The sequence below is a fragment of the Alkalimarinus alittae genome, assembly GCF_026016465.1.
Taxonomy (GTDB): domain Bacteria; phylum Pseudomonadota; class Gammaproteobacteria; order Pseudomonadales; family Oleiphilaceae; genus Alkalimarinus; species Alkalimarinus alittae.
In genome coordinates this window covers 3955552-3967874 of record NZ_CP100390.1, presented here as the reverse complement: position 1 = coordinate 3967874, position 12323 = coordinate 3955552, and the positions used below count along the sequence as shown (strand labels likewise).

Annotated in this window: 11 protein-coding genes; 8 read left to right on the top strand and 3 right to left on the bottom strand. The window is 42.7% G+C overall.

What is annotated here, in order from left to right; all coding sequences use genetic code 11:
* Position 1: 1 nt before the first annotated feature.
* Complete coding sequence (locus NKI27_RS17940; RefSeq protein WP_265047381.1) at positions 2–589, top strand: hypothetical protein; 588 nt, start codon at positions 2–4, stop codon at positions 587–589.
* Between the two features lie 44 nt (positions 590–633).
* Entirely contained in the window at positions 634–1962 is a 1329-nt protein-coding gene (locus NKI27_RS17935; protein ID WP_265047380.1) for a hypothetical protein, read from the top strand.
* A gap of 2 nt (positions 1963–1964) precedes the next feature.
* Here the strand turns inward: NKI27_RS17935 and NKI27_RS17930 are convergent, their stop codons facing one another.
* Positions 1965–3590, bottom strand: coding sequence for a methyl-accepting chemotaxis protein (locus tag NKI27_RS17930; protein WP_265047379.1), 1626 nt, complete (start codon positions 3588–3590; stop codon positions 1965–1967).
* A gap of 94 nt (positions 3591–3684) precedes the next feature.
* A complete protein-coding gene (locus NKI27_RS17925) occupies positions 3685–5394 on the bottom strand; it encodes an AsmA-like C-terminal region-containing protein (protein ID WP_265047378.1) in 1710 nt (569 codons plus the stop codon).
* Positions 5395–5661: 267 nt separating this feature from the next.
* Between NKI27_RS17925 and NKI27_RS17920 the strand changes: the two genes are divergently transcribed.
* Positions 5662–6768, top strand: coding sequence for a sterol desaturase family protein (locus tag NKI27_RS17920; RefSeq protein ID WP_265047377.1), 1107 nt, complete (start codon positions 5662–5664; stop codon positions 6766–6768).
* 21 nt (positions 6769–6789) lie between these two features.
* Here NKI27_RS17920 and NKI27_RS17915 read toward each other — a convergent pair whose 3' ends face one another.
* On the bottom strand, positions 6790–7671 hold the full coding sequence (locus NKI27_RS17915) for a substrate-binding periplasmic protein (protein WP_265047376.1): 882 nt from the start codon (positions 7669–7671) through the stop codon (positions 6790–6792).
* Between the two features lie 365 nt (positions 7672–8036).
* On the opposite strand from NKI27_RS17915, the gene NKI27_RS17910 reads away from it, so the two are divergent.
* From NKI27_RS17910 to NKI27_RS17890, 5 genes are all read left to right on the top strand, one after another.
* Positions 8037–9386: a tyrosine-type recombinase/integrase gene (locus NKI27_RS17910; RefSeq protein WP_265047375.1), complete on the top strand. Its 1350-nt coding sequence runs from the start codon at positions 8037–8039 to the stop codon at positions 9384–9386.
* Between the two features lie 710 nt (positions 9387–10096).
* Positions 10097–10288: a helix-turn-helix transcriptional regulator gene (locus NKI27_RS17905; RefSeq protein WP_265047374.1), complete on the top strand. Its 192-nt coding sequence runs from the start codon at positions 10097–10099 to the stop codon at positions 10286–10288.
* Positions 10289–10303: 15 nt separating this feature from the next.
* Entirely contained in the window at positions 10304–10435 is a 132-nt protein-coding gene (locus NKI27_RS17900) for a hypothetical protein (protein ID WP_265047373.1), read from the top strand.
* Positions 10432–10707, top strand: a complete 276-nt coding sequence (locus NKI27_RS17895) for a hypothetical protein (RefSeq protein ID WP_265047372.1) — start codon at positions 10432–10434, stop codon at positions 10705–10707. The genes NKI27_RS17900 and NKI27_RS17895 overlap by 4 nt, the downstream gene beginning before the upstream one ends.
* Positions 10708–10923: 216 nt before the next feature.
* Complete coding sequence (locus NKI27_RS17890) at positions 10924–11445, top strand: inovirus Gp2 family protein (RefSeq protein WP_265047371.1); 522 nt, start codon at positions 10924–10926, stop codon at positions 11443–11445.
* The last annotated feature ends 878 nt before the right edge of the window (positions 11446–12323 follow it).

Sequence of the window (12323 nt, the reverse complement as noted above, 5' to 3'; positions counted from 1 at the left end):
TATGAGAAATAATCAACAAGTTAATATCGTCATTCGATCAATCGGGCTGTGGCTATTGATATTGGCCTCTATGCAGGTAAGTGCCTATTCATACTCAGAAGCGGGAAAAGAGCCGTTGATAGAGGGACGAGAAGCGTTAATTGGAGCGATGTTGGCCGATGACAAACAGGCGGCGTTGTTGGTACTTGAGCAAATAACGCCAGAGCTCGTTGAGCTTGAAAAAGTGATGCCAACTCAACTAACGGGTCGATTGAAAGACGCGGTAAACAATAAAGACCGCTCATCTGTTATCCATATCATGAACACCGTTTTTGCATTGGAAATTAAACGTCGCCTCAATTCTGCAGAAGAGAATATCAATGATTATCAAAAATCTAAAATACTCGTTGCCAAAAGTAATCGCTTTCTTAATACCATCATTGTAGAGCTAGACGATGATGACGCGGAGATGGCGGCACAATCAATAAAACGTTGTCTTAAGTCGTTAGGAAATCCGGGTGTTTTTGGTGCTGGTGCGGTAGCTGCTAACCCCGAGAAGTTTAAAAAAGCTAAGCAGGTGCTGTTTGAATCCATTAGTCTATTTGAATAATGCTTGGGATTCCTGCTATAGGTTGGCGTGCTCAGGCGCCTCGCTTGATATTCATTTATACTTTACTGCTTACGTTAGTCTCCGTAACCTTATACCACTGGTGTCAGTTTCCAGCTCTACCAGCTAATGACGATGCGCTTTTTCTGAGTCGCGGTATCAGTCATTTTAGCGTCGTTGAGTTTTCTCCTCACTTTCCCGGCTATGCAGGCCTCGTACTTTTAGTTAAATCGTTGAGTTGGCTCTTTTCAAGTGACTATCAGGCATTGCATATTGTGGTCTTAATGCTGACTTCGATGATTCCTGTAGTTGTTTTTCTGATCTTAAATACGCTTCAGGTTGGGCGCTATATTCCACTTGCAGTGGCAGCAATACTCTATTTTCAGCCGTTGTTGATATCGGTAGCATTAAGTGGCTTATCAGATGGGCCTGGTTTGTTAAGCTGGTTGCTCGTACTGTTATTTTTGTTAAGGGCCCAGCCCGTGCTATCTGGGTTTTTATCGGGTGTGATGCTGACTATTAGACCCTCGTACCTTCTGCTTGTATTACCGTTGATAGGCTTCCTGCTACGACAGCACCGGCATCAGACTAAGCTAATCATAATGGCTATTAGCGTGCCGTTATTGTTGAGCGCTATTTATATGTACTCTAAAGATGGTCTTGCACTGTTTGAGGAGGCGTATCGGTTTATTCGTGGGCACTTTTTAGTCTGGGGCAATACCAGCCTTAATGAGACTACTCGAGTGTCGTGGTGGTATGTTGTCTCTGATTATATTGGGGGTGAGTGGCAGTTAGTGTGTTTAACGGTAATATTGCTGCTAGGATGTTGTGTAGTATGGGTTAAGCATAGGGCCGCACAGGGGCTCATTGTTAGTTTTGTGTTTATTCTACTGTGGACATTATTGTTTCAAAACCCCGATAATCTACGTCACTTTCTCCCAGTCATGGTGTTGGCGGTGATGATTATTTCACTAATGCTGTCATCGATTGAAACGCTATACGTTAGATTAACGGCAGCGTTAGCATCAATGGTCGTTGCCTTTTCACTGTTGCAGGCTCATCAGTTGCCATTCACCCCTCCGGCTATTCAGCAGGCGTTGAGCTGGCTAGAGACCCAGTCATCAGAAGGGCGTTATGAAGGGGTTATTATCACGAATGAAGGGGTAGAGCTTGCAAAAGAGTATCAAACTAAAAGACGTGTTGCAGATGCATGGTATCAGCAACAGGCTGCTTGGTTATGGTCAGGCGGTGCATGGCGGATGAGTTATAACCCTGTTCAGCGCTATGGTGAGGCTGTTGCGGTATTCCCCCGACGGCTCGCAGGGGAACATGCCACGTATGTTTATCGCTTAATAACACCTGATGCTAAGCAATAGTTTTAAGATTTAAATTGTTGACTCAGTTTAGAGGTGGTTAATGATAAGTTGGATAGTTGATCTGAAGTAGAGCGAGTATGCTCTGCTATTTCTGCTGTCTCTTCGGTAAGTCCTGCAACCTCAGTGACATTCTGAGTGATTTCTTCAGAGGTACTGGTTTGTTCTTCTGCTGCAGTCGCCACTTGTTCGATTAGAGACGTGATATCAGAAATACTGCCTGATATTTGCTCCAGTTTTACGGTAGCATCGTTAAAGAACGATGCGCTTTCACTGGTTACGGTTCGGCTGCTTTCCATTACCGTCACCATATTTCTAGCACTTTCTTGAACGCTATCAATAATGCCTTCTATTTCCGCGGTAGACTCTTGAGTGCGCTGCGCTAGTGTTCTGACTTCATCTGCTACAACCGAGAAACCGCGGCCATGTTCTCCTGCTCTAGCCGCTTCAATCGCAGCATTGAGTGCGAGCAGGTTGGTCTGTTCAGCGATAGCTCTAATAACGCCGAGAACGGTACCTACGTTATTTGTTTTTTCAGCCAGTGTATTCACTGTTTCTACATTGTCTTCGACTTGCTCAGCTAATCGATTGATTGAACTCTGTGCCTGATGCATGGTTTTAAGGCCATCACTGGACGCTGAGTCAGCGTCGACGGTTAAACCGGCTGCAGTGCTTGCGTGGCTAGCCACTTCTTGTGCTGTGGCGGTCATTTCTTGCATTGCAGCAGCTATTTGATCTGTGCGCGAATGGCCTTGCTGTGCATTTTCAGTCATTGTCTCGCAAGCGGTACTGAGTGAACCTGAGGCTTGATCTAAACTAACCGTTGTTTCTTTGAGTTGTTTAGAGATGCCCGAAAGAAAGGATTGTAGTCTTCTCGATGCATCGGCGAGTGTGCCTAATTCATCACGTCGATGAATCGAAATGTCGTTATTGAGGTAGCCTTGGCTAAGGTCATCAATTGCTTTAGCTAATTCTCTGCTAGGTTTTACTAGTGCAATGTTGACGGTAGAAAGCGCTACTGCTGCGAAAATCACAATACTGCCAAAAAGTAACCCAGCCGCGATAATTGTTGCAGATTGCACTTCCTCTTCAATTTTGATTGAGTGAGCCTTCGCATCATCTTGAATAGACCTTACCGCATCAGCGAGTAACTTACTGGGTTCTCTATCAATACCTTTTACGGCTTCATCCCCACTCATTATATCAAAGTTGGCTGCCTTGAAGTCTGCAAGGCCTTTGCGATAATCCTGTCCCATTTTTTTGTGTGAGGCTAGAAAACGGGTGATCAAGTCGATCTCTTGTGGCTTAGTAAGGTGCTTTTTTAGCGCTTGACTCATTGATTGGACTTTAGCTTCCTGCTCTTCAAAGCGACCCCAGTATTTATTAAGGTTGCTGGGGTCAGAACCTCTAATCAGTATGTTTTTCCACTCTTGAACTTGCCCTTTGAATTCAGCCAGTATGATAGATACTTCTATCGCGTTACGGTCGTCGACATTAATGACTGATTGATAAGCTGAAAAACCCGAAGACGCTTTACTGAAATAAAAAAATGCAGCAAATGTGATTACTACGCAGCCCCCACCAATGATGGTGAGTAGTTTGTTAAATATACTTTTGTTTAACCAGTCCATCGTGCCCTCTGAGCAATACTTTGTTAATTGTTCATAAAAGTATAGGCTAATCGTGAGCGGCTGCATGATTAATGCAATAGTTGGTTAAACCTGGTTATTCCTCTAACCATTTTTCTAATCGGTTAAGGACTTTTTTTACTTTTTTGCTTTCTTTTAGTTCTTTAAATTGCTGTTTAGCTTTGTCTTTTCGCTCGGGGTCTTCAGCAAGAAGCAGTGCACTTAACCCCATTTGCTTAAAATTAATATTACAGTTTCCAGCACCGCTAAGTTGTTTTTTGCAGGTGAGTGGCCAGTCTACACCGGTCAGGGCTCGAGGGAGTTTGCAGAGTGACCACTCTTGCTTATCAAGCTTAATATTCATATTGAGGCTAACGCTGTTGTCTTGTGTCACCTTGCCTTGTCCACTAATAGTCGCGCCATCAAGCTGACTGATAAAGTAGGGTATTTTTAAATGATTATTTTCTTTTTCAATGCTTACCGTTAAACGTTGAAAAGGGGTAGTGGTAGAGTCTGTAATGACAACGCCTTTAACCTGAGTGCAGAGCTCTTTTTCGAGGTTAAATAGCGCCGTTTTGCCGTTGGTAATAACGACTTCGCCGCTAATCTTATGATTTTCGAGTGAGTTGTCTTTAAGCTCGCCGCTACCTGTAAGATTTATGCTGCCGGTACCAAAAAGTTGGGGTTTGAGATCGAATGCACTCAGCAGTGTTTCTATCTGTATTTGTTGGCTTTGCAGAGAAAAATTCCAGCTACTTGAAGCCAGTACAAAGCCTCCGTTTAAGTTTAATGTGCCACCCATCGCCTGAGCCGTTGCATGATTGATAATAATTTCCCCATCGGAAATTTGCCAACTAAGATTTAAATCTTTCAGGGTTTGCTGATGAACGTCTAACGTATTGGCTTGCAGGGCGTTCTGGCCTGGAAGCATCATCAGCATTGCAAGGTCGTAGCAATAGACGCTGTTTGAACGGTAAGGCTTTTCAAAGCAAATATCTGGAATCGCAATACGCTTGCCCTGAAATGTGTTGTGGATTGATGATGACTCTCGCAGCCAAGTGGACTGACCCGATAGCGTCATATTGGGCGTCTTTATTTGGGCAAACTCGACAGACACCTGTTGTTTGGATGTTGTTAATTGACCGCTAGACGACACGATCAGATCACCGGCTGATAGTCTCAAGTCAAACGTATGAGCGTTGGGATTCTCACCTTGAGCTAAATCGACATTAAGGCTGGTGTTTTCAAATGGCTCTTTTTCGCCTTGTCTCGCTTCGCTCATATTGATTAGTGTTCCCTCAATATGAAAGCGACCTGCATCGAGATGTTCTATATGGCCTCTTACGTTTAAGCCCTCGCCCCTTAATAGGGAGTTATGACGGGTAATTAATTCGAATGAATTAGGAAGAGTGCCCGCTGGGTTAAAACGGATCGTCGCCTGCTCGAAGAGCGGCTCTGCTTTTACGTTAAATAGTGAGTAAGCTTTCTCAACCCTAAGCTCGGTTGGAGTCACTTTAAACCTCGCTAGGTCAAGCATGCTAAATGAAACACTCACTTCATCTAGTCTAAAGTCTGAGTTGCGCGCGATAATACTGTCTGCGTAAAGGCTAGGGAAGGGTGATAAATACCACTCAAGAGCGCCACTGATCTCGATAGGTTGACCTGTTATATTGGTTAACTGGGCGGTAATTTGTTGGCGGTAATTTTCAGCAGGGAATATTAACTTTATTACTGATAGCAGCACTATGACCACTAGAAAAACAATCAATACTAAGTTGGAAATTCGAGAAGAAAGGCGTTTGTCCATATCACTACTGGGTTCCGTATTGCTTGTTTTGTGAATGCTAGAGAGGTCGCTGATGTTTGCTATCGTTGATGATCAATATTAAACGAGCCGAAGCGATAGGGCTAGCAGTGGGGTTTAAATTTAACGCTATAATAAAAGTCAGTGGCATGATTTAGCAACTATGTGGCTTATTTCGACAAGTTGTTTTTATCAAACTGTGTAGATTATAAATGATAAGAAATTAACCCTATTTTGAGGTTATCACGTTAACAATATTGAGATAAGCCAATGGTTGATCATTACGTCGCGTTCTCCATTCCCTTTTTCCTGCTTTTTATTGCGTTAGAGGCGTTTTTTTTCTGGCGGAAAAATAAAGAAAAGTTACGCATAAATGACAGTTTGACTAACTTGTCGTGCGGTATTGTGACACTCATTTTTGAAGTGTTCACCAAAGGTGGATTGTTTTTATTCTTTGATTATTTGAGCCGAGCTTGGGGTATCTTTGAATGGGATATGAGTGCTGCTTTAACGTGGATTATCTTTTTCTTCGTGTATGATTTTTTTTACTACTGGGGCCACCGTTTATCTCATACGGTGAACTTTATGTGGAGCGGTCATCTGCCGCATCATCAAAGTGAAGAATATAACTTCACCGTTGCGCTCAGGCAGGGAGCACTTCAAGATACGTTAAACTTCCCAGTGTTTTTACCTATGGCGCTTATGGGTTGTCCGGTTGAGGTGTTTGCAGCGGTGCTGTTATTGAATAAGTTTTTCCAGTTCTGGATACATACCCGAGCTATTGGCCGTGTTTCTTTGATAGAAGGTATTTTTAATACGCCGTCTGCTCACCGAGTACATCATGCCGTTAACGCTATCTATGTGGATAGGAATTACGGCGGCGTTATCATGCTATGGGATAAACTGTTCGGAACATGGGCAGATGAGCGAGAATCTGAGCCCTGTGTTTTTGGTGTGCGTAAACCTTATCGTAGTTGGAACCCTTTGCATGCTCATATAGATTGGTGGGCTCGACTTTGGAAAGATGCTGTCAGTACGCAGCGTTGGGGTGACAAACTAAAGCTTTGGTTTATGCCTACAGGGTGGCGCCCAGCGGATGTTACTCAAAATGACCCTTGGCAGCCTTATGATATTGACCGTTACCAAAAGTATGACCCTAAAGTAAGTATTAGGCGTAAAGTTCTATCAGTAGTACTGTTTATGGTATCGCTACCGCTGATCAGTCACTTACTGTTTGAACAGTTCAACCTGCCATTGCTAGACAAGGCAGGAATGGCTGCAGTTATATTGGCTTGTCTTTATTTTTCTGGCTCTTTGCTAAACGGTAATAAGTATGCTCGGCAAACGGATAAAAAAATAAGTTCGATAGAATACTAAGGACAGTAGGTTGGGTTCGCTTTACTTTTTAAGGTAAGTGTCAGCTATCTGTTGGTAGCGCCCGCTTTTATGAAACTCGCCAAACAGATTCCAAATGCTTTCAGTCATACCTTTGTGAGATCGGTAAAAAGGCTTTGATATCAATAGATACATATAGTCATGGCTTAATGGGGTAGGGCGCTTTTTTATTTTTTCTGCTGGGATTTTATTTTTCTTAATGCTTTCTGATATCAATGGCTTAAGCTGATTTTCATAGCCTGCAATCAAGACCGGTCGGTTACTCATCAGCATAGTGACTAGTCTTGATGGTTGGTGTTCTTCATGAACATTTATCCCCAACTTCTCTAGCAAACCTACTGAAGAGTAACCTAAATTAGTAGCGGCTATTCCATTATCAGGAAGCGTTAGTGACCTGCCATTCCACAAAATGGATGGGCTGTTAGTATATAACCAATAAACACTGGTAAACATCACTCGATTTTGGTCTATAAGCCCTGTAGGCGTTGTAGGATAGTGCCCAAACAAAGTACGTTTATCGATGAATGATGCCCCTATTACGCCGTCAGTAGTCCCTTTTTTAAGCATCGTAAGGCAGCGCTTCCATGGAAAGCGTAATATTTCTATATTGATATTTAATTGCTGTGAAACTTCCTTCATCAAGTCGTACGTTATGCCTCGATGCTCACCAGACTTAGGTGTTTGTGCTGAGGAGAACAGAAAATAAGGGGGGCTTGCGATATCGACCCCGCACACAGAAACGTTGGTCTTATCTGGTGTGTTTAGAGCGTGCGCGGTTTCGCTAACCGTATAGGATAACTCTGATGCATTAGTTTGCAGAGTAAAAAATATTGAAGAGCTAGTGATGACTGCTAGCACCAGATTAAATGCCTGCTTTCTGTTCACTTGTTAAGTCTCAACTGGTTATTGTCTTGTAAGTCTAGCTTATAAAAACGGACTTAAATAGCTATTGGTGTGTAGAGGCGTTTTTGAATATGTTGCTGAGGGGGAATGGTGCCTCCTCCCTGACTTGAACAGGGGACCTACCGATTATGAGTCCATTTTTATATTGTTTCAGTTTATATCATATTGTCCTATTTTTTAATTAAACTATTGAATTTAAAGTATAAATAATATTTCATTGTGTCGCCTTGTTTCAGTGTATATCATAGTATCTCGCACTGAAGGGTCACCACTAGGGTCACCAAATCCTAGCAGCAGTCACCGCTCACAGCTAGAAAGGGTCACCAAATAAGTAGGGAATATACGCAATGTTTACCGATAAAGAACTTAAAGCTTTTCTGAAGCCCGATAATTCAAACAAGGGAAAGCAGGTGACAGAGCCTTTGGGTGGTCGAGGTAGCGGTTCTCTTGTGTTTAAGGTTCGCAGTGGACCAAAAGGCGAGTTCTACTTTAAGTATAACGATGGCGCTAGCCGTAAGCTTGTGAAAGTCGGCAATTACAAATCATCAAAAACTATGGCGGGCTTATCGTTAGTTGAGGCTAGAGGCAAGGCTCAGGAGTTGAGCAAGGTCTATCGTGAAGTAAAGGACGTTAAGGGTGTACTGGATGATCAGGCGCAAGCGCAAGAAGAGGCAAAAAGGCAAAGGGAGATTAAAAAGGCTCTAGGAACATTTGAGCAGTTGGTACAATCGTATGTTGGTCAGATGCGAGCAGCAGGCAAGCCAAGCGCAAGAGAGGTGGAAAGGAGCATTGATCGTTCAGTATTTAAACCCTATCCAAAGTTGAAGATGAAAAAGGCCAAAGACGTAACCACACAGGAAATTAAAGGCGTATTGGCTCGCATGATTGAGAATGGAATAACTACCCAAACCAATAGAGTAAGGTCTTATCTATTAGCTGCCTTCAATCATGGCATGAAGCAAGAGAACAACCCCCGCATATATTTAGATGAAGCCACCCGCTTTAGCATTTCGTTTAACCCTGTAGCACCAATCCCGAGACAAACCGATTTCGAAAAAGCAGGCGATACTGTTATTTCAGAAAGTGAGATAAAAGACTTATGGCACAACCTTCAAAAAACGGTTGGCGTGGGTCTAGTGATGTCACTTTTTATTCGCTTTGCCTTGGCAGTGGGCGGCCAGAGAATACAGCAGATACTTAGTACACCTTGGGAGCGGTTCGACTTAGAAGCAAGAACAATGGAGATACTGGACAGTAAGGGTAAAGGGTCGCAAGTGCGCCCTCATGTGGTGCCATTGAATGATTTAGCTATGGCTGTATTGATTGAGCTTAAACCAATAACGGGGGCTTCTGTTTACCCGTTCGCGGGTGGTTCTTGTGGGAGTAGCAAAAACAGTGCTATTCGTGCTGACTCTATCCCTTTGGCGCTTAGTCGGTATCGTGATGATCATAAAGGGGTAGGTTTTAAGGCGGGTGATATAAGGCGAACCTGTAAAACGATTATGGCGCGTCACGGTATCAGGAAGGAGTTAAGGGACCGCATTCATAATCATTCGTTAAATGATATTGCAACCAAGCACTATGACCGTCACGACTACTTAGAAGAGAAAAGGGCGGTTATGGCTCAGTGGAACGATATTTTAAAGTTGATTATCGAGCCTAAAGATAACGTCACACTTCTTAAAAAGCAGGCGTAAGAATTAGGGGCGCTTATATTCTTCTGCCAAAATTAGCTAAATAACTGAATTAGCATGACAGATACTGTTAATTAGGTCTGTTTTGTTAGGTTTTTTTAGATTATTTTGGAATATAAAATATGCTTTTAATGTCTTGGTTTGTTTAAGGTGGGGCGGATTATACTGGCGGAGCATTATTTCTACTAGGGTAAGCAAGCAAAAACCGTTAAAAAGTATGGTATTGAGCCAAATTGTGCCGAGTTCGTACTTTCAAAACACTTTATATATGGAGGAGGAGGCGCTAAGAGCACTATATGGTGTGTGTGAAAATATTTTTTTCATTCTTTAAATATTGATACGTTGTGATATATTCGTGATGTTGCTGCTCAACAGGTTCCGCTCCAAGTCACCGATTGCTATGACTATTTGAGCGAAACCAAAAGCCAGACAAAAAAAAGCCCCGATTAGAATGTTGGCGCATTCAGATCAAGGCGTTTTTTGTACTGGTAGTTGAACACCAATACGCAACGTCCGATGATATGGACGAGGATTTATTTTTTGCTACCCGCATAAAAATAATAAACCTTAACTGACAGTTAAGATGAATACAGCTTAATCTTGCTAGCAAAATAATGCAAGATTTAGTCTTAAAAGACTACTTCCACTTTTGGATGAGGCTGCCCTCCCTTAGTCGGACATTTTATAAATCCAAATATATTGGAGACATAAACATGTCTAATGATTTACAAGATTTTATCCTTCGATTCCCTGAAGTTAAAAAGCGCACTTCGTTAAGTCGTTCAACGATCTGGCGGTTGGAACAGTCGGGTTCTTTCCCGCAAAGAATTCAACTATCCCCCAATGCGGTTGGATGGAAAGAGTCAGATATCCGTCAATGGCTTGAATCGCGTACAGCGGCTTAATTAAGGGGAGCTACCATGAAAATATTTAATGCCTCCTTTTTAGGGGGGGGTGCTTCTTTGCGCCTAAAAAACGAGCATATCAAACAGGACGTTAAGCCTAACGAGGCTATTGTATTTGTTTCTGGCAACGAAGGGGGCGCGAAATGAAAAGAACTCCTAAGTACATAATATGCCTTAAACACTTTATCGAGAAACAAGCTGAGGGGCTTAATGAGTTAGATGCTTTACGGCTATATAATGAAACATGTCTCCACAGTACAGTTAGTTATCTTACTAATAAGCGCAATATGAAGTTTAGGCGAAAGCTTCAACCTCATAATCATAAAGGAGGGGGTAAAACACACTTTATGCGCTACTGGCTTGCTGATGTTGATCAAGCCATAAAGTTTGCCAGTGGGTACGACAATGGGGGTGAATAATGTCTCTAAGATTGTACCCCTATTTTTATTTAGTCTTTGCGCTTGTACCCCTTTGGGGGCTTGGGCTTCACATTGTTTTCCATCTATTTAATAGGTCGGTATTTCATATTATCTATATAGAGTTATTAGCTAGAACTAAGGATGCTAGCCAAAGCTCTATAACAGATATTGAAGAAGGTCATTAAAGCAAGTGAGATTGAATTAGATTCATCAATAATGAGTATTCAAGGAAACTTAAAGCAGGGATGCTTTTTAGAGATACTCGAACGCATCAAGCAACAATTAGATGCCATGATGTCGCACCATAGCAAAGTATTAGTGGTGCGTTTGGATCTTCACATTGAAGGCTACCGACCAGAAAACGAGATCATGTCTAAGTTTATTAGAAAAGTGAGAAAAAAATTATACGCTCACTATGACTTTAAACGCTTAGGTTTTATATGGGTTCGTGAGAAAGAAAAGGCGAAGCAACAGCACTATCACCTCGCTTTTTTTATGGATGGTAACAAGGTGCGCTATCCTGATAAGTTTATTTCAATCTGTCAGAAGGTGGCCGAGGCTTGGGAGTTATTCTTATTTACGCCCAAGCATTGCTATTACCTAATCAACAGAGGCGACTCTAAGGCGTATATGAAGGCTTTTTACAGACTATCCTACCTAGCCAAAGAAAGGGGCAAGGGGTACAAGGCAAAGGCCGCTAATGACTACTCAACAAGCCGTATCAAACTAAAGGCTTAAACTCTCACTAAGGGCGCTAGACTATCAAAGCTATGCGCCCAAACTTGAGCGACCTTATCAATGTTCGATGTTCCTCAAATTTGAGGGCACGTATCAATAGATCAATCCAAAACCAAATACTCCTTTTAGATCTCCCCAACTATGGGGTGATTAATAGGACAGTAGTTTTGGTCAGCTACTCAAATCAAGTATCACTCAAACATGAGGTGTGTAATAGGACAGCTCAATACTGAGAACTCATACTTTCACCACTCAGCCAAGCACAAGGGAGGGGGGATCTAAATACCTACAGCCTACAAAGCCCAGTACCGTCGCCCCCATTTCTTGTACGCACTGGCGAAACTCAAAACTTTTCTTGATCGTTAAGTATCGACAAGGCACGCCACTTTCACGCTACTTTCACGCGTGGTGACGCGTCAATCTCAACTACACAAAACTATATAATGCGCGGGTCCTTCCTAGCACTTTGACTTGAGGGTGCGCAGAGGCGCGGGAATTCGCTATATAAGGCCGTTGTCAGGGCGTGGTTGTTGTTTAATCCTCAATGACTAGATAGGGCTGTATGGATGTCCAAAATGGACACCCGTTATAAATCGAGCGTCAACAGGTGGTCAGGGGGCGGGTATTAGGTTCTCCCTAGCAAGTAAGCGCTACGGGTACGCAGAGGCGCGGCAATCAGCTAGCTATACATTGCCTATGGTTTGCTTGCTCGGTTCAATGACAGCAACATGCTTGCTGATGCGCTGATATTTCAGTACAACTATACATTGCCTACGACTGAGCTTTATAGCCAATATCCTACAAGGCTGTAAGACATATCCTACAGACACCAACTAACCAATTAATTAACATAGCTGCCACAACTCGCAGAAATGGAA

Coding starts and splice junctions, on each gene's coding strand:
- NKI27_RS17940 (WP_265047381.1), top strand. CDS start 2: ATGAGAAATAATCAACAAGTTAATATCGTCATTCGATCAATCGGGCTG.
- NKI27_RS17930 (WP_265047379.1), bottom strand. CDS start 3,590: ATGGACTGGTTAAACAAAAGTATATTTAACAAACTACTCACCATCATT.
- NKI27_RS17925 (WP_265047378.1), bottom strand. CDS start 5,394: ATGGACAAACGCCTTTCTTCTCGAATTTCCAACTTAGTATTGATTGTT.
- NKI27_RS17920 (WP_265047377.1), top strand. CDS start 5,662: ATGGTTGATCATTACGTCGCGTTCTCCATTCCCTTTTTCCTGCTTTTT.
- NKI27_RS17910 (WP_265047375.1), top strand. CDS start 8,037: ATGTTTACCGATAAAGAACTTAAAGCTTTTCTGAAGCCCGATAATTCA.
- NKI27_RS17905 (WP_265047374.1), top strand. CDS start 10,097: ATGTCTAATGATTTACAAGATTTTATCCTTCGATTCCCTGAAGTTAAA.
- NKI27_RS17900 (WP_265047373.1), top strand. CDS start 10,304: ATGAAAATATTTAATGCCTCCTTTTTAGGGGGGGGTGCTTCTTTGCGC.
- NKI27_RS17895 (WP_265047372.1), top strand. CDS start 10,432: ATGAAAAGAACTCCTAAGTACATAATATGCCTTAAACACTTTATCGAG.
- NKI27_RS17890 (WP_265047371.1), top strand. CDS start 10,924: ATGAGTATTCAAGGAAACTTAAAGCAGGGATGCTTTTTAGAGATACTC.